Here is a 21,512-nt window from a genome sequence, read left to right on the forward strand (position 1 = left end):
TCTCCCAGCGGCGTCCGTGACACACCGTTCTCACATCACGGAACAAACGCTTCATTCCACGTCAAACGTGAAAAAATGGTACGGAAATCCGACGGACCCTTGGATATCCGGCCTACTCGCGGGGGAGACTGTAGAACATCCGGCGACGACAGTCCTTCCCTCAGTGACCGAGGAGGGTTCCATGTCCCTGCGAGAGCACGAACGACGCATCCTCGCGGAAATAGAGCGACAGCTCAGCGAGGAGGCTCCGGCCCTGGCCGGACGCCTGGAGGCCTTCGGGAGCGATGATCCCGACGCCCCCGTCGACCCCGGCCTGACGAGCTGGAGACCCTGGGTCGCCTGCGGACTGATCGCCGCCGTCACCGCCGGTCTCCTCGTCCTGCTGTTCGTGCTCACGCCGAGCGCCCAGCAGCCCGACACACCGCGCCCCGCCGAGAGCTCCCAGGACGCCGACCCGGCGCCGGAGGGCGGCACGGCGGACCGCATACCCGCGCCCGCCGACTGAAACGGGTCGCCGCGACCACCGACAACCGGGCCGCGGCGCCACCACGGCCAAGGCCCCGCCCGGAACTCCCGGACGGGGCCGACGGCGTCCGCGGCTACAGCGCGTTGGTGAACGCGGCCGCGAGCGGACCGGCGACCGAACCGCCGCCGCCACCGCCATCGACCACCAGGGCGAAGGCCACGTCGCCCTTGTACCCCACCATCCACGCGTGACTGGGCAGCTCGCCGTCCTCGTCCGCGTCGTCGGCGGTGCCGTACTCGGCGGTTCCCGTCTTGCCGAACACCTCACCCTGGAAACCGGCGTCCTTCGCGGTGCCCTCGGTGACCACCGCCCGCATCATCGGACGCAGGGCCTGCGCGTTCGCGATGGGCGTGGGGTCGCGCAGGTCGTCCCGGGCGGGCTCGGTGACCAGCACCGGGGCGCGCCACGAACCGTCCGCCACGGCGGCGGGCACGGTCGCCATGTGCAGCGGCGACGTGAGGATCTGGCCCTGGCCGATGCCCTGGGCGCCCATCATCGTGGTGCTGTCCACGGGCGGGAAACTGGGCTCGTGCGTGCTCACGCCGAGGTCCAGCGGGGCGTTCATGCCGAACTGCTCCGCGCTGGCCTGGAGCGTCTCCGGGCTGAGGACCTGACCGATCTCGTGCACCAGGGAGGTGTTGCAGGACGTCGCGAACGCCTCGGTCACCGACTGCTGGCCGTACTCGGCACCGCCCGCGTTGCGGAACGGCCACCCGCCCAGCTCGTACTCCTCGGGGCAGTCCATCGTCGCGTCGACCGACAGGCCGTTGTCCAGCAGCGCGCTGTAGGTGACGATCTTGAACGACGAACCCGGCGCGTACTGGCCCTCGAAGGCCCGGTTGAACCCGCCCGGGACGTTCACCGCCGCCAGGACCTCACCCGTGGAGGGGCGCACCGCCACCAGACCGGCGGGGTCGTCGGCGTCGATGATCGCGTTCGCGGCGGCGCTCTGGACGCCCATGTCGAAGCTGGTGGTGATCGACTCGCCGTCGGAGCCGTCCAGGGACGCGACGGTGTTCTCCTCGGTCACCTCCGGGGCCTGTCCGTCCTCGATCTCGGCGGTGTCCACCATGACGATCGTGGTGGCGGCCTCACCGGCCAGACGCTCCTCGTAGGTGCGCTGGAGACCGGTCTTGCCGATGGTGTCGCCCACGTTGTAGGCCGGACCCAACCGCTCGACGTCCTCCTCGTCGGCCTCACCCAGCTCGCCCACGATCATCTGGATCGATCCGGACACGTCGGGGGCGTCCAGGCGGGTGCCGTCGGCGGCCAGGACCTGGCCGCGCTCGCCCCACACGGCCGTGCGGGTCAGGGTCTGGCCCTCAGCCAGCCCGGGGTAGGCGACCTCGGGGGAGAACTCGACCAGCCACGCGCCGTCCTCGCGGACCAACGGCAGCTCGCCCTCCCAACCGAAGTCGCTGGCGTTGGTCAGCGAGAGCGTCACCTCGTAGGGGGCACTTCCGGTACCGCCGTCCGTGGTGGGCGCGCCGATCTCGACGTCGACGCCACTCACGCCCAGACCCGAGTCGATTCCGCCGAGGATCGCCTCGGCGTCGGCGCCCCGGGTGACGGCGGCCAGACGGCCGTAGTCCTGTTCCTCCCAGGCCGCCTCGAACTCGGCCGTGGCCTCCTCGGGCTGCGGCAACGTGTAGACGTACCAACCGGCTCCGGCGCCGACCAGCGCCAGCACCACCACGGCCGCGACCACGCCGATGACCAGACCCCGCCTGGACTTCCTGGGCGGGGGGCCGTCGTCGTAGCCGTCATAGTCATGGCCGTCGTCGGGTCCTCCGGGGCCGCGCGGACCCTCGGGGCCGCTCGGGGCGCCCGCGGCACCGTAGAGGTACTCGTAGCCCTCGCCCGCGCCGTCGCGGCCCTGCGGCTGGGGCTCGTCCCCTGAGGGCGGCTCGGGGGCGGTACCGGGGTAGGGGGTGTCGCCCTCGTAGGCGGGCTGCCCGGCGTACGGGGTCTCCCAAGACCCCGGAGGGCCGCCCTGGGCCTCGTGGCCCCGGGCGGTCTGCGGCCACCCCTCCTGGGAGACGGGCGCGGCCGTGTCGCGGGGCCTGGGCGCGACCGGTGTGCCCCACGGCTCGTAGGGTTCCTCGTCGGAGGCGTCGGCGCCCTCCCGGGTCCCCGGTGCGGGTACGGGGGTGCCCCAGCCCCCTCCAGCCGAGGGCGCGCCGGAGGGGGACTCCCACTCGTCCCGGGTACCGGGTGCCGGTACGGGGGTGCCCCAGCCGCCGGTGGCGGGCTCCGCCGGGGCGGTGGTGTTCCAGTCCTCGCTGGAGGAGGACGGCGCGGAGGTGTCCCATGGCGCGGGGGAGGAGGGTGTGTCCGCCGTGGTGTCCCAGGCCCGCGCCGCCTCCTGCGGTCCCGACGGGACGTCCCCGTTCCCGGACAGGGAGGCCTGCGGTCCCGAGGGCGCGTTCCACCCGCCGGAGGTGTCGTCCGCCGGTTCCGGGGTGCCCCAGCCGTCGGTGTCGGGCTCTGCCGGGGCGGTGGTGTTCCAGTCGTCCCGGAAGGAGGGCGGTGCGGAGGTGTCCCACGGTGCGGGGGAGGAGGGTGTGTCCGCCGTGGTGTCCCAGGACTCACGTGAGCCGGGTGACGGTTCGGGGGTGCCCCAGCCGTCGGTGGCGGGCTCCGCCGGGGCGGTGGTGTTCCAGTCCTCGCTGGAGGAGGACTGCGCGGAGGTCTCCCACGGGGCGGGAGCGTCGAGCGGACCCCGGTCCTCGACGGCGGGCCGCGCGTCGGACGGAGCGCCCCACGGCTCCCGGGGTTCGGGCGACCCGGACCAGCCCGCCACAGAGCCCTCGGGGTCGCCGATGACACCCCGGTCCCGCTCGGAGGGCCGCGGTGCGACGGGAGTCCCCCACGGCTCGTGGGAGTCGTCGGTGGCGGACCCGGTGCCGGAGGCCTGGTGGGTGCCCCGGTAGGGGGCGTCCGCCTCCTCGCGCGGGTCGGGTGAGGGCGCCCTGTCATCGTGCACGGGGGAGCCCCAGGGCTCGGAGTACGTGCCGGGCTCGGGCGCCGGTGCCACCGGCGGGTCCATCGGGCGCGGGTGTCCCAGCCCGAAGTTCCCGGTGTCCGAGGGGCGGGCGCCCGAGGGCCGTTCCGGGATGCGGTAGGGGTTCTCCGGGCGCGGTCGACGCGCCTCTGTACCGTCGGAATCCTCGGGCGGCCCGGAGGAATCCGGCTGCCGGGGGGACCGTTCGTCCACGCCTGACCGTCCTTCGTTACGTTTTCCTGGAGAGACCACGATGCCCCGCTCCCACCTCGGTGGGAGCGGGGCACGAGGATGAGGTCGGCATGGCGGTCGCCTCTCGGCGCGGGGCACAACGGGGCTCCTGGCCGTCCGATCAGCCCGTCCGCGAAGGGCGGGTGCCGGACGCGGTATTCCGCGAAGGCAATTGTTGAGGCCCGGGGGACACTTGCTACCACACCGACCAACAGTGACTCTAACCCATACGTCCGAGGAGTTGTTCCACGCGACGGAGGAGAACCCCATGCGCAATCTCACGTGTGGCACGGGGGAGAACGAAGGGCCGGTCCCGCAAAGGGGTACGGGACCGGCCGGGAAGCTCACACGCCCTTAGACCTGGCGTGCGACGCTGGTCTGTTCCTCGCGGGTGAGCAGCTTGAGACGCTTACGGCCGCGCTCGGCGCCCAGCTCCTCCTCGCGGGCCTCGATGCGCTGCCAGCCCTCCCAGGTGGTGTACTCGACACCGCGCTCGGCGAGCAGGGAGCGGAAGGCCGAGGGGTCGGGCTCCGCGGCGGGGGTGAAGGTCTCACGGTCCGCGACCAGGTTGGTCACGGTCTCCAGGGCGTCGCCCTTGGTGTGGCCGATGAGGCCGACCGGGCCGCGTTTGATCCAGCCGGTGGCGTACACGCCGTCGACGTGGCGCTCGTCCAGGTCCAGGACGCGGCCGCCGGAGTTGGGGACGACCCCGCGCTCCTCGTCGAAGGGCAGGTCGGCCAGGGGCGAGCCCAGGTAGCCGATGGCCCGGTAGACGGCCTGGACCTCGGTGTCCACGTACTCGCCGGTGCCCTTGACGCTGCCGTCCCCGGTCAGCTCCATGCGCTCGGTGCGGATGCCGCTGACCCGGTCCTCGCCGAGGATCTCCACGGGCGAGTGCAGGAAGTGCAGGTGCAGGCGGCGCTCGGCCCCGCGCTCGTCGCGGATCGCCCAGTTCTGGAGGACCTTGACGTTGGTCTTGACCTGGTTGGACTCCTCGCAGGCCCGGAGGCTGCCCTCGTCCATCTCGAAGTCCTCGGCGTACACCAGGACCTCGACGCCGGGCTGCTTGTCGAGCTCGCGCAGCTCCATCGGGGTGGCCTTGCACTGGGCGATGCCCCGGCGGGCGAAGACGTGCACGTCGGTGATCCGCTTGGCGCGCAGGCCCTCGTACACGTTGTCGGTGATGTCGGTGGACAGCAGGTCGTCGGCGTCCTTGGCGAGGATGCGCGCGACGTCCACGGCCACGTTGCCCGCGCCGATCACGGCCACACTGGTGCCGTCCACGTGCCAGGAGGGGGCCACGTCCGGGTGGGAGTCGTACCAGAAGACGAAGTCGGCGGCGCCGTGGCTGCCGGGCAGGTCCACGCCGGGGATGTCCAGGGGGCGGTCGCGGTCGCTGCCGGTGGCGAAGACGACGGCGTCGTAGTGCCGACGCAGGTCCTCCAGCTTGAGGTCCACGCCGTACTCGACGTTGCCGTAGAAGGTGATCTCCGGCTTGTCCAGGATCTTGTGCAGGGCACCCTGGATCTGCTTGATCCGGGGGTGGTCCGGGGCCACGCCGTAGCGGACCAGGCCGTAGGGGGAGGGCAGCTTGTCGAGGATGTCGATGCTGACGGACGTGCCGCACGAGGACAGGGTCTCGTCCTTGGTGAGCAGGTCCGCGGCGTAGATTCCCGCGGGGCCCGCACCAACGATTCCCACTCGCAGTGGTCGCGTCATCGCACAGCTCCAAGTCTTCGCGCCAGGGTCGGACGCCATAGGTAAGGCTTGCCTAATCTATCCGATGTCGCCACCGGAAAAACCTACTATAAGGGTAGGGAATTCTTCTCTTCCCGCCGGGGAGGGGAAGGGCTCCGCGCCGCCGCCCCGAGGCCGCGTTCCAGGCGGGGGCCGGGTCCGACCTCGCCGCAAGGGGCCTTCAGTCTGGGGTCAACGCCCCGTCAAGGCCGATTCAGCCCCGAGCGGCCTGTGGGGAAAGTCACTACTTCTCCAGCTCCGCCTTGACTGAGGAAGCGTACCGGGAGATCTGCTCCTGCCCGGACAGCTTCGCGATCGCCGCCATGATCGCGTCCGTCGACTCGCGCCGGGCCTTGGCCCGGTCCGCCTTCCCCTCCCAGGGTGACAGGTCGACGGGCTCCCCGAAACGCACGCCCACACGGTTGAACGACGGGACCCTGCGGCCGGGCGGGAGGATGCGGTCGGTCCCCGTGAGTGCCACCGGCACCACAGGCGCCCCCGTGCTCAGCGCCAGCCACGCCAGGCCGGTCTGGCCCTTGTACAGGCGCCCGTCAGGGGAACGGGAGCCCTCGGGGAAGATACCGAACACCTCGCCGCCGTTGATGACCTCGACGCTGTTGTTCATCGCCTCCTGCGAGCTCTGCCCCGGGCGTCGGTCGACCGAGACCGGCCCCAGCAGCTTCAGAGCGCGCGAGAGCAGCCTGCGCGGGAACGTGCTCTCGTCGAAGAGCTCCTTCTTCGCGATGAACCGCACCTGGCGGGAACAGGCCAGGCCCAGGAAGAGGGGGTCGATGTTCGACAGGTGGTTGGAGGCCAGGATCACCGGCCCGTCCTCCGGAACCAAGTGGGCGCCCTCCACCCTCTGGGGCCACACCACGCGGGTGACGGGTGCGACGACGGCCTTGGCCGCTCCGTACGGTGACACAGGTAGCCCCTTCTCGGTGGTTCGCGGGATACGCGGGGACGGCGCGGGTGTGCGGGCTCCGGCAGGGGGTGGCCGCCACGACGCGCCACCAGAGCCTATCCGGGTTCGGGACGGGCCGTCGGCGCAGGTCCGTCGAAGTTCGGTGCCGTCGACCACTGCCGTGACCTGGGGCACGCGCGCTAGGGTGATGGTCTAGACCTCTGATCCCGGTCGGGGGTCCCCTCCGGACGCGAGCGAGGAACACAGCCATGGCGCAACTGGTCGACGTCAGCCACCAGATCACCGACGGGATGAGCACCTGCCCCGGCCTGCCACGACCGGTGGTCGAGGAGAGCACCACCGTCGCGGGGGGCGTCCCCGGGCACGGCGACAGCAGCGGTCGCGTCACCCTGGTCGGAGCGACCGGTACCCACGTCGAGATCCCCGCGCACCGGTACCGGGACGGGGCCGACCCCGCCGACCTCGACCTGGAACGCGTCGCCGACCTGCCCGGTGTGGTGGTCGGTGCCACCGGAGCGCGCGGGATCGGCCCCGAGTCCTTCGCCGGGCTCGACCTGCGGGGCCGGGCCGTCCTGGTCCGCACCGGCTGGGACCGGCACTGGCGTACCGAGGCCTACGGGTCGTTCGACCACCCGCACCTCACGGAGACGGCCGCCAAGACCCTGGTCGAGGCCGGTGCCGTCCTGGTCGGCATCGACTCGGTCAGCGTCGACGACACCGCCCCCGCCACCGAGGGGGCCAGGCCCGCCCAGGCCGTGCTCCTCGCCGCGGGCGTCCCCATCGTCACCCACCTGTGCCTGCTCGACCGGCTGCCGGAGGAGGGGTTCCGGTTCCACGCCGTCCCCGCCAAGGTCAGGGGGATGGCGGCCTTCCCCGTTCGGGCCTTCGCCGTGGTCCCCTGAGGCGCGCCGTTCCGGGCCCGGCCCCCTACAGGTCGGCGTCCACGTCCTTCTGGGCGCGGCGCCGCTCGCGCTGGGCCCGGCGTTCGGCCTCCTGCTGGGCGGAGCGCTCGTCCTGGGCCACCGCGCTGGTCATCGCGTTGGCCAGCGCCCGCAGTTCCATGTTGATCCTCGGGTAGGCGGGCAGGCGGGGCAGGGCGCCCAGCCTCGGCGTGCGTCGCTCCCTCATGGCCGAGATGAGCTCGTGGAAGGCCAGGTCCACGCGTTGGAGGGTGATGGTGCCCGCCGGGTCCGGGCTGCGGTCCTGTGACAGCGCGGCCAGCGCCAGGTAGCCGATGCGCTGGGTGGCCACCACCACCGGCCACAGCGGGCGGGTGGAGGCCGCGCGGGGGACGTCGCCGATCGCGCTGTCGTACACACCGCGCAGGCTGACCAGGGCCGCCCGCATGTCGCGGCGCAGCCGGTAGCGGCGCTCCTCGGTGATCTCCACGTCCTGGTCGAGCACCGCCATCATGCACTGCCGGGTGCTCTCCAGGACCTTCGCGATGGCCTGCGGCAGCCGGGTCGCCGACGCGCTGCGCCACAGCAGCAGAGCGCCCGCCATGCCGAACGCCGAACCCACCAGGGTGTCGATGATCCGGGACCCCGCCAGCTCGGCCACCGGGTAGGGGTTGGCGGTGTACGACAGCATGAGCGCCATCGGCGTCAACAGCACCGAGCCGTAGAAGAAGTTGCGGCCCACCACCAGCTGCGTGGCACCCTGGAGCAGCCCGGCCAGGACGATCACCACGACCAGCGGCAGGTCGAAGCCGAGCAGCGCGACACCGCCCAGCACGCCCAGCAGGGTGCCCAGCGACCTCTGCACCGACCGGTTCAGGGTCAGCACCACGTTGCCGCCCTGGAGGACCGCGGTGGTGGTCAGGGCCACCCAGTAGTAGTGGTCCAGCCCCATCGACAGCCCGAACGCGCCCGCGAGGGTCACCGTCAACCACATGCGCAGCGCGGTCGGGCGGATCAGGGAGTCGCCGCTCAGGCTCGACCGCAGCGAGCTCCACAGCGCTGGGTAGCGGTCGTCGTGCAGGTCGGCGGTGCGCCGGGAGTCCTCCTCGTCCTCGGACCCGCGTCGCGCGGACTGGGCCGCACGCGACAGCAGGTTGTACAGCCGCGCCTCCAGGGAACGGGGGCGCATGCCCCGGCGCAGCTCGTCCAACGAGTCGGGGTCGGGGGCGCCCGCCGGGTCGGCGACGGCCAACGCCATCCGGTCGGCGAACTCCGCGGCCTCCTGGGGCAGCGGCGTGGGCCGGGCCATGCACACCTGGGTCGCGGCCAGGTGGATGTCGGACACCCAGCGCAGCAGCGCCCGCAGCCGTGCGGCCTCGGCCGTGGTGCGGTAGCCGCGGGTCTGGCCGAGGAGCACGATCCGCCACGCGTCGGCGAGCGCGACCGACGCCGCGTGCTGCGCGTGGTCGAGCTCGGCGGTTCCCACCGCGCGCAACAGCGTGGCCAGCTCGCGGTAGGCCGCGGACACCGCCTTGTACTCGGGGTGCCGGGCGCGCAACGGCGCGCCCGACATCGAGACCGCCCACCCCACCGCGGCACCCAGGGCGGCGACCAGCGCGTGCAGGGGGACTTCGGCCAGACCGCCGGGGGCGATCGTGGAGATGGTGGCGACCAGGACGAAGAACATGGTGCCGGGCTTGTCCACCCGCCAGGCGGCGCACACCCAGGTGGCGATGCCCGCCGTCAGCCCGATGGAGGCCACCGCCGCCCACGGCGAGAGCGAGGCCGCCAGCGAGTTGACGGTGACCGCCGCCACGAAGCCGAGGCCGACCAGGGCCAGTGCGGCCGCACGGTAGGCGTAGGGGGTCTTCTTCTCGTACAGGACGGTCATGGAGCCCAGGGCGGCCAGCGTGCCGATCTGGGGTCCGAAGATGACCGAGGCCAGGGCGAAGGACACCGTCATGGCGACGGCCGCCTGGAGCGCGGTCGTCCAGGCCCAGGGGCCCGCCTCCAGGCCGAAGACCGCCTTGAGGTCGACGCGCGGTCGCGGGCGCTCACCCACCGTGACGCGCTCCGGGGCTCTCGCGGACTCGCTCCCGCCCAGGTTCATCGGGCCGGTCTCGCCAGTGGTTCCCAGATCTCGCACGTGGCCATCCTAAGCCGATACATCGTGACGAAAGGGCACGTAGGTGGCGGATGTGCGCTATCAGGCACTCGGGGGTACGGTCTCGGCAGCCTGCCTGAGCTGGGCCTCCGACCGCTCGGCGCGCTCGGCCCGCTCCAGGGCGCGGTCCCGTGCCTGTTCCGCCACGGACAGGCGCGCGGCCGCCGCCTCACGGGCCTCGGCCAGGGTGATCTCCGCGTTGCGGCGCTGGGCCTCCAGCTCGTGGGTCAGCCGTTCCAGCTCGGCGGTGAGCCTGGCGCGCTCCGCTCCGGCGGCCACGCGGTCCGACTCCAGCCGTTGGTGGGCGCGGTCCAGCTCCGTGTCGAAGCGGGAGCGCTCCTCCTCCAGGGTCCGGGCGTGACGACCGGCCCGCTCCTCGGCGTCCTCGGCCCGGGCCCGGGCACCGCGCTCGGCGAGTTCGGCCTCGTCCCGGCGGCGGGACTGCTCGGCCAGTTCGGCGCGCAGGCCGTCGGCCTCCGCCCGGACGCTTTCCAGGAGTTCCGCGGATTCGGCCCTCTCCCGCAGGAGTTCGGTACGGGCCCGTTCGGAGGTCTCGGTGACCCGGCGCTCGGCCGCGGCCAGCCCGGCGTGGGCCTCGGCGACCGCCGCGTCGCGTTCGGCCGCGGCGGTACGGGCCACCTCCGCCTGCCGGTCCCGTTCGGTCTCGGCGTCGTCCCTGCGGCGCAGGGCGTCCTCCGCCATGCGCTCGGCCTCCTGGGTGGCGGAGACGGCGGCGGCCGTGGTCTCCTCCGCGGACCGGCGGGCCGCCTCGGCCTCGCGGCGGCGGTTCTCCGCCTCCAGCCGCGCGGAGTCGGCTTCGGACACCTGTCGGGCCGCGGCCAGCCGGGCCGCCTCCACCTGGGCCTCGGCCGCGGCCGGGTCGGACATCGTCGCGAAGGCCTCGGTGGCCGACTCCAGGGTCGCGCCGAGCTGCTCGGCCTGGACGGCGAACCGGGTGAGGAGGTCGTCGGCGCGCAGCCGGGCGGCGGTCACGGGTTCGGCACGGGCGGGCGCCGCGGGCTGGGCCCGCTCGTCCGGTTCGGCCCGGGCCGCCTCCTCGGCGTTCTCCGCCTCCTGCGCCAGGCGCTGACGCTCCTTCCACGCCCGCCAGCGGGTGTGTTCGGGCAGGTCGCAGTACTGCGGAGGACGACCCGGGGAGGAGCCGCGGGGGACCGGGCGCGAACAGCCGGGAAAGATGCAGGTGCTGGAGTCGGAGGAGGCCACGGGCCCGAGCGTAGCGGTTCGCGCCCCGCCTGTGCCGGGGTGTGTCGCGGGGTGTCGCCGGACGCGAGAAGCCCCCGCGCGGGACGTGGGTAGGACCGCGCGGGGGCTGGATCAAGGGACCGGTACCGACCCGGCGGGCGACGGCGGCCGGAGGCGGTCGGTCGGGAGTGTCTAGTCGTGGGCGCCGAACCCGTCCACGCGGCACACCATCGTGGTGACGAAGGGGCGGAAGCCCTCCTGCTCCAGGAAGCTGATGTCCTCGGAGGCGGTGGCCAGGGCGGAGAACTCGATGTCCCGGACGCCCATCGCGGCGAGCTGGCGCCGGACCTCCTCCAGGAGCTTGGAGCCCACGCCGAGACCCGTGTACTCGGGGTCGATCGCGAAGGTCTGCACCACGGCGACCCGCTCGCCCCGGTCCCAGCTGCCCTGGGCGCTCTCGCGGACCGTGACCATGGCGTACCCGGCCAGGTCGCCGTCGTGCTCGGCGAGGATCGCCATGGTGTCGGGGTCGCGGAGCCAGGCCAGGTACTGGGACCTGCGGCGACGCCACGACTCGTCCAGACTCACCGCGCTGATGATGTCCTCCAGGTGCGGTGCGCTCACCCGGTGCTGCTGGTGCAGGGCGCCCCACAGGTCCGCCAGCTCCTCCACCTCGTGGGCGCCGAGGTAACGGAAGCCGAGAACGCCGACGTTCGACGAACGAGGTTTGGTCATCAGCGAAGTTTGCATGTTCTTCTCACCCGTTCCACCAGCAGGGGGTGCGATCCCCCGGGAGTCGCGCTCTGCGCCTCCTTGGTTGAGCTGTGGATCTGACTGTACGTGCCGGTATCAATCGGAACAGGTGCGACACGGAAAAAAAGCGTGCACGACATGCCCATGAAGGAAAAATATCGAATCTTTCTTCGCCGCGGCTTCTCACGTGTCGGCCCGGGCTCCGGTGGACGATGTGTACGGAATCACCATCAAAGTGCGGGTCATCAGACCGGAACACGATCGAAACCTGGCCGTTCTGTCCTAAATTGGAACGCATGATCGACGTTCGGCGGTTGCAGCTCCTTCAGGCCCTTGACCACCACCGCACGGTGGCCGCCACCGCGGAGGCGCTCAACGTCACCCCGTCGGCGGTTTCCCAACAGCTCGCCGCCCTGGCCAAGGAGGCCGGGGTCCCCCTCGTCGAACGCCAGGGCCGCCGTTTCCTGCTCACCGGTGCCGCCCGGGTGCTCCTCAAGCGCGCGCACGTGATCTTCGCGGAGATGGAGCGCGCCGCCGCCGACCTCGCCGAGTACGCCGACGGCGACCGCGGTGTCGTCCGGGTCGGCTCCTTCTCCACCGGCATCAGCGACCTCGTCGCCCCCGCCCTGGCCCGGCTGCGCACCAGCCACCCCGGCTGGACCTTCGAGGTCGTCCAGGCCGAACCCGAGGAGAGCGCCGAGATGGTGCGCTCCGGCCGACTCGACGTGGCCGTCACCATGTCCACCAGCCACCTGCCCCCGGCGGGCGACCCGGACTTTCGCAGCGACCCGGTGATGGTCGAGCTCTTCGACGCGATCCTGCCCTACCAGCACCCGCTGGCCACGCGTACCAGCCTGCACCTGGCGGAGGACCTGGCCGACGAGGACTGGATCATGTCCGGAGCGGGTACCGCCTGGAACTCGTGCGTGACCGCCGCCGCCAACCAGGCCGGCTTCCAGCCGCGGGTCGTGCACACGGTCGACGACTTCAGCGCGGTGTTCTCCATGGTCCAGGCGGGGTTGGGGGTCGCCCTCATGCCGCGACTGGCCTGGACCGGGCTGAACCACCCGCAGATCGTCGTACGCGGGGTGCGCGAGACCGCGCGCCGCCACATCATCGTGCTGTCGCGGGCCGGGTCCACCCCCGAACCGCTGCTCACCGCGATCCGTGAGGCCGCCAGCAAGGTTCCGGTCCCCTCGGTCGGACCCTTCGCCATCGCGGGCTGACCGGTCGGGCGCACCCGGCCGTCCGCGCCCTCGGGCTCAGAAGGGCAGGGCGGGCACCTCGTCGAGGACGTCCTCGGCCGCCTGGTGCAAATAGGAGGCGACGACGCGGATCGGGCGCCAGGCCCAGCCGCCGGTGCGCCCCGCGAGGTAGACCTGCCGTACCCCGCCCAGCTCGCCCAGGGGCGCGTGGGCCACCCCGCGCCGCGTACTGGTCGACAACCTGGGCACGACCCCCACACCCACCCCGGTGGCCACCAGTTCCTCGAACAGCTCCAGGGTGTCCACCCGGTGCCGGATGCGCGGGGTGAACCCGGCGTCGGCGCACATCCGCTGCAGGAGGGCCTCCTCGTCGCCCCGGAAGGGGCTGGCGATCCATGAGGCGTCGGCCAGTTCGCGCAGGCGGCGCCGGGTCAGCGTCCGGCTGTCCGCGCCCTGGGAGGGCTGGGAGAGCAGGAGGGCCTCGGTGCCCACCGGATACACCGTCAGCGTGCCCGGGAATTCCCGGGGGAGAAGACTGTACTGGTACACCACCCCCAGGTCCGCCCCTCCGTCCTGGAGCAGATCCAGCGCCTGGTCTGACTCGTACTCGGTGAGGCGAATGTCGATCCCGGGGTGGTCGCGGCGCAGGCGGCGCAGGGCGGGCAGGACGACGGGCGCGGCCGACGTGTACATCACCAGGTCGACGCGGCCGACGGGGTCGGTGTCGCCGTCGAACTCGGCTTGGGCGGCCTCCACCCGGGCGAGGATGTCCACGGCGTGCTCGGCGAGTCGGCGCCCCGCCGGGGTGAGGCGCACCCGGCGGCCGTCCGGGGCCAGGAGCGGCACGCCCGCCTCCCTCTCCAGGACGGCGAAGTGTTTCGAGACGGCCGACGTGCTCATGCCTGTGACCTCGGACACGGCCGCCATCGTGCCGAGTCGCTCCAGTTCGACGAGCAGGCGGAGCCGGGTGAAGTCCATCAACCAAAGGTACATGGTTCATCAACCATCAGTCCGTGGACAGAAACGAATGAAATGAGTCCAATGGTCGGGTGATCCGCTCCTTCCTCACCTCGCCCCGCCATGCCCGGATTCAGGTCCCGGCACCGTTGATGCTGCTCGTCGCCATGTTCACGCTGCACACGGGCAGCGCCCTGGCCGTGACCGCCTTCGACCAGGCGAGCCCGGCGACGGTCACCTGGCTCCGGCTGACGTGGGCGGCGCTCCTGCTCCTGGCACTGGGCGGCCCCTCCCTGTGGCGGGCCGTGCGCGCGGCGACCCCGCGAGAGCTGGGTGCGGTGGTGATCCTGGGCACAGCGAGCGCGGGGATGATGCTGTTCTACTCCGAGGCGACGGCACGCATCGAGCTCGGCACCGCCACCTCCATCGAGTTCCTCGGCACCCTCGTGGTCGCCGTCGCGGCCATGCGCCGCCGCAGGGAACTCGTGTGGATCGTCGCGGCGGTGGTCGGCGTGGTCTGCCTGACCCGCCCGTGGCAGAGCGAACTCGACCTCGCGGGCATCGGCTTCGCGCTGGCCGGTGCCGTCTGCGTCGTCGGCTACATCGTCCTCACCCAACGGGTCGGGGCCGGGTTCGGCGCGGTGCACGGCCTGGCCCTGGCGATGACCGTGGGCGCGCTGGTCACCGCGCCGCTGGGGGCGCCGGCCGCGGTCGCCGAGCCCGACCTCGGGCTCATCGCGTTCACCCTGCTCATCGCTCTGCTCTTCCCGATGGTGCCGTTCCTGCTGGAGATGGTCGCCCTCCAGCGGATGAGCCGTACCGCCTACAGCACCTTCAGCAGCCTCGAACCGGCCGTGGCACTGGTGATGGGCATGATCGTCATCGGTCAGGCGCCCGTCGCCGTGCAACTGGTGGGCATGGGACTGGTGGTGGTCGCGGGCGTGGGTGCCGCGCGGGGCGACCGCGGATCGCGCCCCGCCGTCCCCCGGCGCGAGACCGTGCGTGTGCGCCGGTCCCCCGCCGGGGCGGCAGGGGAGGCCGGGGTGGGCGCCCCGCCGACCGACGAGTGTCCGAGAGTGACTGTGGGCGCCGCCGAGGAGTCCGGGACCGCGCTCACCACGGACCCGGGCACGGGGCCGGGCGCCGGGCGGGCCGCGCCGGTGGCGTCCGCCGCCCCGAGCGCTCCGTGACCCCGTCGTCCTCCCCGGCGTCCGGGCCCCGCCCACAGGCCTTCACGGGCCGCCCGAACCCGGTTCCCCGCCGCGTGCCCCCAAGAGGGCGGACGCGGCGCGGCGGGGAACCGCCAGCCCGTTTCCCGCATGGCGAGGCGGGAGCGGGGGCGTTCTCACACCTGGCCGCTCACGCGCCGTGCGCCTACCGGGGACGGTGGGAGCGCAGGGCGCCGCCAGCCCGTCCCGAGCACGGGGCGCCCCCTCGCTGGGAGCGGCGCGACGCTGCGCGGCCGGATACGGCTCAGGTGGTCTCCGGCAGGTGCAGGCCCGCGGGTAGGCGCAGGTCCGCGCCCGAGACGATGTCCCGCAGGGCCCGCACGTGCTGCTCGAAGGCCTCCCTCCCCTGAGGGGTGAGGGTCAGGGAGGTGCGGGTCCGGCGGCCGACCCGGAACTTGCTCACCCCCACGTACCCGGCCTCCTCCAGCGTCGCGATCTGCTTGGACAGCACGGAGTCGCTGACCTCCACCGTGTCCCGTAGGACCCGGAACTCGACCTGGCTGGCCGAGGCCAGTGCCGCGACGATGGAGAACCGGACGGGGGAGTGGATCACCTCGTCCAGTCTGCTGCGCGGGTGGTTCACCGGCCTCTCCCGCTGCGGCGCAGGACGACGAGCCCGACCACGGTCGTGGGGACGGCGCTCAGCACGGCCATCGGCACCCACCACAGCGGCTCGCCCCGGAAGAACACCGACCCGGCCACGATCGCGACGGTGTAGACCAGGGTCCACCCCGCCATGCCCCAGTTGTGCAGCCTGGCGTAGTCCAACGGCTTCACGGGCTGGCGCACGCTGTAGACGATCAGGGCACCGAGCACGGCCGCGTAGAGCGCCAGGCCCACCACGACCCCCGTGACCGTCCCGGTGATCCCGACGATCAGCAGAAGGACCGCGCTCGTCAGGCCGAAGACGACACCGTAGAGCGTGTACCAACGGCCCCTCGGGCGAATCCTCGCGTCCAGTAACCGGGCCCGCTCCAGGGCGTCGTAGGCGTCCTCGCGGCGCATGGGGGCTCCTTCGATCGCTGTCATGTTTCTATGCTCGCACTCACTTTCCGTTCGGGCAAGTGACGTCCGCCGGTGGTGTGGACGACCGCGCGTCGGGCCCGCTGCCACGGCCCTCCCGGCGCGGCGGCGACATGACGCGCGCCACCGCGCCGAACCGCTCCTCGGCGCGCGCGGCCGCCCCTCCATGTACTACCTTGGTCCGAATCATGGCGGCCACATCTGACCTCGAACTCCTGCGCGCCCACGAACCCGTGCTCATGTGCACCAAGGGGGAACTCTTCTTCCCCACCGACGTGGACGCCTACGTACGCAACTGCAGCCTCTGGATCGAGGAGCCCGGCGGACGCGAGAGCGTCATCGTCCCCGCCGGAGAGCTCACCCTCGACCGGCTCTCCCGGGCCGAGGAGGAGTGGCCGGGCCGCCACAAGCACCTGCGCTTCGTCCAGGAGGAGTCCCTGCGGGAGGAGGCCCGCCGGTTCAGGGGCATGGCCCGCTCGGTCATCCCCAAGAGCGGCCGCCTCGCCGCCGTCGGCGTCCTCGGCCGCGTCCTCGACATCCTCATGAAGCTCTCCCTGCTCATCCGGGGCGCCGTCCCCGGCGGCGTGACCTTCGCGGCGGTCACCCGCTACCGCGAGCGCGTGGACAACGGCGGAGCCACCTACTACGGCCGTGTGACCCGCGAAGGCGGCTACGTCGTCCTCCAGTACTGGTTCTTCTACGCGATGAACGACTGGCGCACCATCTACGGCGGGGTCAACGACCACGAGGCCGACTGGGAGCGCGTCACCGTCTACGTGGTGGAGAACCCCGACGGCACCACGCGCCCGGTCTGGGTCGGCGCGTCCTCGCACGAGTACCACGGCGACGACCTGCGGCGCTCCTGGGCCGACCCGGACCTGCACCGGGACGGGTCGCACCCGGTCATCTACGTCGGAGCGGGCTCGCACTCGCACCAGATGCTCCCCGGCGACTACCTCATCCAGGTCGACCCCTCCTTCCTGCGCGGTCTGGTACGCGGCTGGCGGCGGATCTCCGAGCGGCTGTTCCGCGCCGACGCGGCCATCAACCGGCACGGCATCGGCGTGCCCTTCGTCGACTACGCGCGCGGTGACGGTGAGCGCCTCGGCCCCGGCGGCGACCGCGAGTGGAACGCCGTCCTCATCGACGACGACACCCCCTGGGTGAACGGTTTCCGCGGCCTGTGGGGCCGCGACACCCGCGACTTCTTCGAGGGGGAGCGCGCCCCCAGCGGCCCCCGCTACGAACGCGACGGCACCATCCGCCGCTCCTGGGCCGACCCGCTCGCGTGGGTCGGACTCCAGAAGGTCGCACCGACCGAGAGCGCCGCCCGCTCCGAACTCCGCTCCCACGTGCGCGGCCTGGAGACGCGCCTGCGCGGGCTCGACGGCGACGTCGTCAGCCGTCGCGACGGCCTGCGCCAACTGGACTCCGCCCGCATGGCCCTGCAACGGGAGGCCGCCTCCCGGCCGCGCGCCCGCGAGTACGCCCAGCGGATCGAGGTCCTGGAGAAGGAGCTCGCCGAGGTCTACGAGAAGCGCGTCCTGCTCGCCGACGAGCGCGACACCCTCCTCCGGGCCCTGGCCAGCGACACGCCGCTCGTGCCCTCACCCACGGGCCACCTGAGGGCGCCGCACATGCCCTACGCCTCCGGTGAGCAGCGCGCCAACCGCTTCCTCCACCTGTGGGTCGCGCTGAGCACACCGCTGCTGCTCATCTCGCTGGCGCTGACGCTGTTCCTGCTCGACGGCCAGATGACGCTGTGGGCCATGCTCGGCGTGGTGCTCGCGTTCGCCGCGATCGACTCCGTCGCCCGCCGCAAGTTCGTCCAGTACCTGACCGGCATCGCGATCGCGGCGGTGGTCGTCGGGCTGGTCGTGGGGGTGGTGGCGGCCTTCGTCGCGGACTGGCGTATCGCCGTCACCGTCCCGATCGTGCTCATCGTGGTCGTGCTCCTGGTGGTCAACATCCGCGACCTCCTGCGTCGCTGACCGGCGGGCCCCGCCCGGTTCCGGGTCCGGACCGCCCGCGCCGGGGGACGCCGTCGCGAACGGGCATGATGGTCCCATGGACGACGCGCTGTTCGCACGACCCCCGGTCACCGTCGCCCCGGGGGCGGTCCACCTGCCCGGCTGGCTTCCCGCGCGGGACCAGGCCGACCTGGTCCGCCGGTGCCGGGGGTGGGCCCGGGGTCCGGCCGGAACACGCCGCCATCCGATGCCGCGCGGCGGCGTCATGAGCGTCTCGATGACCTCCCTCGGGTGGCACTGGAGCCCCGGACCCAACCCGTACGCCCCGCGACCGGAGGCGGAGGGCGGCCCGGGGGCGGGCCGCCGCGGCGGCTCCTCCTACGCCCGCCGGCTCCCCGACGGCACCCCCGTCCAGCCCTTCCCGGACCTGCTCGGCGACCTGGCGGCGCGCGCCGTCCGGGACGCCTACGGCACCCCCCACGACGGCGACCCCTACGACGTGGCCCTGGTCAACTTCTACGACGCCCACGCGCGCATGGGCATGCACCAGGACCGCGACGAACGCTCCCCGGCGCCGGTGGTCTCGATCAGCCTCGGCGACACCTGCGTCTTCAGGTTCGGCAACACCGAGACCCGCGCCCGTCCCTACACCGACGTCGAACTCCAAAGCGGCGACCTGTTCGTCTTCGGAGGCCCCTCCCGTCTGGCCTTCCACGGGGTCCCGCGTACGCGGCCGGGCACCGCCGGCCCCGCCCTGGGCCTGGAGGGACGGCTCAACATCACCCTGCGGGCCTCGGGGCTGCGGGACCGGGCCCGGGGGCGGCCCGGCCCCGTAGAGCCGCCGCCCCCGTGAGCCCTCCCCGGCGACCCGGCGTGTCGGGCCGTCACCACGGCCCCGCCCGCGTCAGGATCGGGCTGGTCAGGCCAGGCAGGGAAGGGCACACCATGACCGATTCCGCGCCCGAACGCACCATGGCGCTGGGACGCGCGAAGGCGGCGCTCCCGACGGACGCGCCACCTGGCGAGTGCCGGATCTCGCTGTACCGGTCCGGTGAACGCCAGCACGAGGCGGCCACCCTCGCCGAGGCCCACGCCGCCGTGCGGGCCGACCCCTCACTGGGGGTCTGGGTCAGCCTCACCGAACCCAACCGCGACCAGCTGTTGGAGGCCGCCCGCGAGTTCGACCTGCCCCGTCTGGCGGTGGAGGACGCGATCGTCGCCCACCAAAGGCCCAAGGCCGAGATCTACGGCGACGTGTTCTTCCTGGTGCTGCGCCCCGCGGCCTACGACGAACGGGAGGAGACGGTGCGGGTCGGCGAGGTGCACGTCTTCGGCAAGAGCGACGTGGTCATCACCGTCCGCCACGACCCCTCCGTGGACGTCGAACGGATTCGCGCACGGCTGGAGGCCAACCCGCACCTGATGGGGCACGGCGCCCTCGGCGTGATCTACGCCGTCCTGGACCGGGTGGTGGACGACTACGCTCCCGTCGTCGCGGCCCTTCAGGAGGACATCGACGAGGTGGAGAGCGCGGTCCTGTCGGGAGCCAGGAACGCCTCCCGGCGCACCTACCGGCTGGCCCGGGAGATCATCCTGCTGCAACGGGCCGTCTACCCGCTCGGGCGGGTCCTGGAGGAGATCATGGCCCCGCTGGACCGCCCCGAACGGTTCGGGCCGAACATGCCCAAGCCGGGCGAGAGCCACCGGGACGAGCTGCGCGAGCACCTGCGCGACGTGGCCGACCACGTGGCCTCGGCCCAGGACCACGTGGAGGGCTTCCGTCAGCTGCTCGGCAACATCATGACCGTGGAGAGCAACCTCGTCGACCGGGCCCAGAACGAGGCGATGAAGAAGGTGTCGTCCTGGGGCGGCATCCTGGTCGTCCCCACGCTCATCGCGTCGATCTTCGGGATGAACATCGCCCCGCAGCCCGGGTTCCACTGGGTGTTCAGTTGGCCGTTGGTCCTGACCTTCATGTTCCTCTCCTCGCTCCTGCTCTACCTCCTCTTCCGGCGCAACGACTGGCTGTGAGGCCCTCGGCGCGGGGCTCACGGGTCGAGCAGGGAACGGATCGCCTCCAGCTCGCGGTGGGCCTCGGCGGCGTGCTCCTCGGCCTCGACCCGGGTCCGGCGCCACTCCTGGACCGCCTCCTCGACCTGCTGGTCCAGCTTGCGCTCCTGGAGCCGGAGCACGGCCTCGGCGTCGCCCTTCTCCCGCTCGGCCGCGAAGAAGACGTAGGCGGCCGCGGCCGCCCCCGCCACGGTCAGGGTCCACAGGACGGTGTTACCGGTCGCCAGGGACAACAGCAGCATGACGCCGGTGACGGCGGCCACGCCCCACAGGACCCCGCCGGTGCCGCCCTCGGAGGCGGCCCGCTGACGCAGTCGCCGTCGGGCCTCCTCCACCTGCTGGCGGTCGGCGCCGGAGGACGTGAGGGTGACCGTCGTCCCGTGGAGCCGCAGGTCGGTCGCGGCCGGGAACTGCTCCCCCGCCCGAGCGGCCAGGTCCTGGGCCGTGTCCAGGACGGCGGTGCGCAGGAGTACCAGCGAGAACGTCCGGCGGTGCGGGGGCGCGTCCTCCCGGGTCAGGTCCCGCAGCAGCAGGGAGCTCGCGGTGCCGAGGTCGTCGCCCCAGGCGGCCGGGGTGCCCGCCTCGCCGTTGTTCTCGATCACCGCGCGCAGGCGGTTGGCCTCGAGCAGGAGCGGGGCCTCCTCCCGGCTGCCCTCCTCCACGAGCAGTCGCAGGGTCTCCCAGAGGAAGTCGGAGCTGTCCCGGTCCGGACTGAGCGCCTCGGGTGAGCCGATCCCGCCGTCCGGGGCGGTGATCCCGGTGATCTGCTCCCGTAGTTCGGCCAGCCCACGGGCGGCCCTTCGCTGCGGATCGGCGGTGGCCGAGACGCGCGGGGAGTTCCTGCCGTTGGGTCCCCGGACCCGGCCGCCGGAGTCGGGCACCGACCACGCGTCGACCGCAGGAGCCCGCTCGCCCTCCGCCGACCAGCCGCGCAGCGTGGACAGCAGCAGGTGTTCGCGGGGGTCGTCGCCGAAGGAGCCGTCGGCGGTGAGCATCCACAGGGCGCGCTGGCCGCGGGTCACCTGGGTGTCGGGGCCGGGAAGGCGGGGGAGCAGGTCGGCCGACACGCTCTCCCCGAGGCTGCGGGCGTGCTCGGCGCGGGTGAGGGCACAGGAGAGCGCGGCGAAGCTCCGGGCGCGCGGGGCGTCGATCCGGGAGGCCTCGTCGAAGTGCAGGCGTGCGCGCGAGACGTCGTCGGCCAGCAGGGAGTGCAGGCCGCGGGCGGCCGGGACCAGCCAGTACCCGGGGACGTCCCGCAGATCCAGGCTGGGCATCGGGGTGCCGTCGAGGAGCTGGAGGGTGCGGTGGCGGGCGATGGCGGCGTGGTCGAACATCGCCAGGGTGGCGCGCACGTCGCTGAGTTCGATGAAGGCGTCCAGGGTCGCCGACACCCGGTCCAACCGCTGCTCCAAAGTGCCCCGCACCCGGCTCAGTTCGGACCGCATCCGGCTGCGCTCGCGATGCATCTGCGAGTACGCGTCGCTGAGGTCGTCCTGGAGCGCGCGGATTCGGCGGTCCTGGCGACCGTCCCTGCTGAAGAAGATCTGCGAGTAGTCGGTGTAGCTCATGGGTTCCCTTTCCCTGCGCGCCTGCGGTCGCGGGGGCGCACACGGGAC

General features: G+C 72.7%; 17 protein-coding genes. 7 read left to right on the forward strand and 10 right to left on the reverse strand.

Annotation, left to right across the window (positions count from 1 at the left end):
- Positions 1-181 precede the first annotated feature (181 nt).
- Positions 182-505 carry a DUF3040 domain-containing protein gene (locus ACFYL4_RS10510; protein ID WP_387518112.1) on the forward strand — a complete coding sequence of 108 codons (324 nt, stop codon included), beginning with the start codon at positions 182-184 and terminating at the stop codon, positions 503-505.
- Positions 506-599: 94 nt separating this feature from the next.
- Here ACFYL4_RS10510 and ACFYL4_RS10515 read toward each other — a convergent pair whose 3' ends face one another.
- From ACFYL4_RS10515 to ACFYL4_RS10525, 3 genes are all read right to left on the reverse strand, one after another.
- Complete coding sequence (locus ACFYL4_RS10515; RefSeq protein ID WP_387518114.1) at positions 600-3,512, reverse strand: penicillin-binding transpeptidase domain-containing protein; 2,913 nt, start codon at positions 3,510-3,512, stop codon at positions 600-602.
- A 603-nt stretch (positions 3,513-4,115) separates the two neighbouring features.
- On the reverse strand, positions 4,116-5,462 hold the full coding sequence (locus tag ACFYL4_RS10520) for an FAD-dependent oxidoreductase (protein ID WP_387518221.1): 1,347 nt from the start codon (positions 5,460-5,462) through the stop codon (positions 4,116-4,118).
- Positions 5,463-5,742: 280 nt separating this feature from the next.
- A complete protein-coding gene (locus ACFYL4_RS10525; RefSeq protein ID WP_387518116.1) occupies positions 5,743-6,423 on the reverse strand; it encodes a lysophospholipid acyltransferase family protein in 681 nt (226 codons plus the stop codon).
- A 248-nt stretch (positions 6,424-6,671) separates the two neighbouring features.
- Here ACFYL4_RS10525 and ACFYL4_RS10530 point away from each other — a divergent pair, with 248 nt between their 5' ends.
- Complete coding sequence (locus tag ACFYL4_RS10530) at positions 6,672-7,325, forward strand: cyclase family protein (RefSeq protein WP_387518118.1); 654 nt, start codon at positions 6,672-6,674, stop codon at positions 7,323-7,325.
- A gap of 25 nt (positions 7,326-7,350) precedes the next feature.
- Here ACFYL4_RS10530 and ACFYL4_RS10535 read toward each other — a convergent pair whose 3' ends face one another.
- The 3 genes from ACFYL4_RS10535 to ACFYL4_RS10545 all read right to left on the reverse strand — a co-directional run bounded on the left by ACFYL4_RS10535 (position 7,351) and on the right by ACFYL4_RS10545 (position 11,424).
- The gene (locus ACFYL4_RS10535) at positions 7,351-9,432 is read right to left on the reverse strand and encodes an FUSC family protein (protein WP_387518222.1); all 2,082 of its coding nucleotides are present in this window, start codon (positions 9,430-9,432) and stop codon (positions 7,351-7,353) included.
- 96 nt (positions 9,433-9,528) lie between these two features.
- The gene (locus tag ACFYL4_RS10540; RefSeq protein WP_387518120.1) at positions 9,529-10,710 is read right to left on the reverse strand and encodes a hypothetical protein; all 1,182 of its coding nucleotides are present in this window, start codon (positions 10,708-10,710) and stop codon (positions 9,529-9,531) included.
- Positions 10,711-10,881: 171 nt separating this feature from the next.
- The gene (locus ACFYL4_RS10545) at positions 10,882-11,424 is read right to left on the reverse strand and encodes a GNAT family N-acetyltransferase (protein WP_387518122.1); all 543 of its coding nucleotides are present in this window, start codon (positions 11,422-11,424) and stop codon (positions 10,882-10,884) included.
- A 314-nt stretch (positions 11,425-11,738) separates the two neighbouring features.
- Here ACFYL4_RS10545 and ACFYL4_RS10550 point away from each other — a divergent pair, with 314 nt between their 5' ends.
- Positions 11,739-12,668, forward strand: a complete 930-nt coding sequence (locus ACFYL4_RS10550) for a LysR family transcriptional regulator (protein WP_387518124.1) — start codon at positions 11,739-11,741, stop codon at positions 12,666-12,668.
- Between the two features lie 36 nt (positions 12,669-12,704).
- Here ACFYL4_RS10550 and ACFYL4_RS10555 read toward each other — a convergent pair whose 3' ends face one another.
- Positions 12,705-13,625, reverse strand: coding sequence for a LysR family transcriptional regulator (locus ACFYL4_RS10555; RefSeq protein WP_357763158.1), 921 nt, complete (start codon positions 13,623-13,625; stop codon positions 12,705-12,707).
- A gap of 71 nt (positions 13,626-13,696) precedes the next feature.
- Between ACFYL4_RS10555 and ACFYL4_RS10560 the strand changes: the two genes are divergently transcribed.
- Positions 13,697-14,794, forward strand: coding sequence for a DMT family transporter (locus ACFYL4_RS10560; protein ID WP_387518125.1), 1,098 nt, complete (start codon positions 13,697-13,699; stop codon positions 14,792-14,794).
- 283 nt (positions 14,795-15,077) lie between these two features.
- Here ACFYL4_RS10560 and ACFYL4_RS10565 read toward each other — a convergent pair whose 3' ends face one another.
- Positions 15,078-15,416, reverse strand: a complete 339-nt coding sequence (locus ACFYL4_RS10565) for a transcriptional regulator (protein ID WP_357763054.1) — start codon at positions 15,414-15,416, stop codon at positions 15,078-15,080.
- Complete coding sequence (locus ACFYL4_RS10570) at positions 15,413-15,862, reverse strand: hypothetical protein (RefSeq protein ID WP_357763051.1); 450 nt, start codon at positions 15,860-15,862, stop codon at positions 15,413-15,415. Before ACFYL4_RS10570 ends, ACFYL4_RS10565 begins: the two co-directional genes overlap by 4 nt.
- Before the next feature lie 182 nt (positions 15,863-16,044).
- Here ACFYL4_RS10570 and ACFYL4_RS10575 point away from each other — a divergent pair, with 182 nt between their 5' ends.
- The 3 genes from ACFYL4_RS10575 to ACFYL4_RS10585 all read left to right on the forward strand — a co-directional run bounded on the left by ACFYL4_RS10575 (position 16,045) and on the right by ACFYL4_RS10585 (position 19,857).
- Complete coding sequence (locus tag ACFYL4_RS10575) at positions 16,045-17,847, forward strand: hypothetical protein (RefSeq protein WP_387518126.1); 1,803 nt, start codon at positions 16,045-16,047, stop codon at positions 17,845-17,847.
- A gap of 76 nt (positions 17,848-17,923) precedes the next feature.
- Positions 17,924-18,679, forward strand: a complete 756-nt coding sequence (locus ACFYL4_RS10580) for an alpha-ketoglutarate-dependent dioxygenase AlkB family protein (RefSeq protein WP_387518127.1) — start codon at positions 17,924-17,926, stop codon at positions 18,677-18,679.
- Positions 18,680-18,771: 92 nt separating this feature from the next.
- Positions 18,772-19,857 carry a magnesium and cobalt transport protein CorA gene (locus ACFYL4_RS10585; RefSeq protein WP_387518128.1) on the forward strand — a complete coding sequence of 362 codons (1,086 nt, stop codon included), beginning with the start codon at positions 18,772-18,774 and terminating at the stop codon, positions 19,855-19,857.
- A gap of 17 nt (positions 19,858-19,874) precedes the next feature.
- Here the strand turns inward: ACFYL4_RS10585 and ACFYL4_RS10590 are convergent, their stop codons facing one another.
- Positions 19,875-21,464, reverse strand: coding sequence for a hypothetical protein (locus ACFYL4_RS10590; RefSeq protein WP_387518129.1), 1,590 nt, complete (start codon positions 21,462-21,464; stop codon positions 19,875-19,877).
- Positions 21,465-21,512 lie beyond the last annotated feature (48 nt).

This window comes from Nocardiopsis sp. NPDC006938 (assembly GCF_042869555.1).
Taxonomy (GTDB): Bacteria; Actinomycetota; Actinomycetes; order Streptosporangiales; family Streptosporangiaceae; genus Nocardiopsis.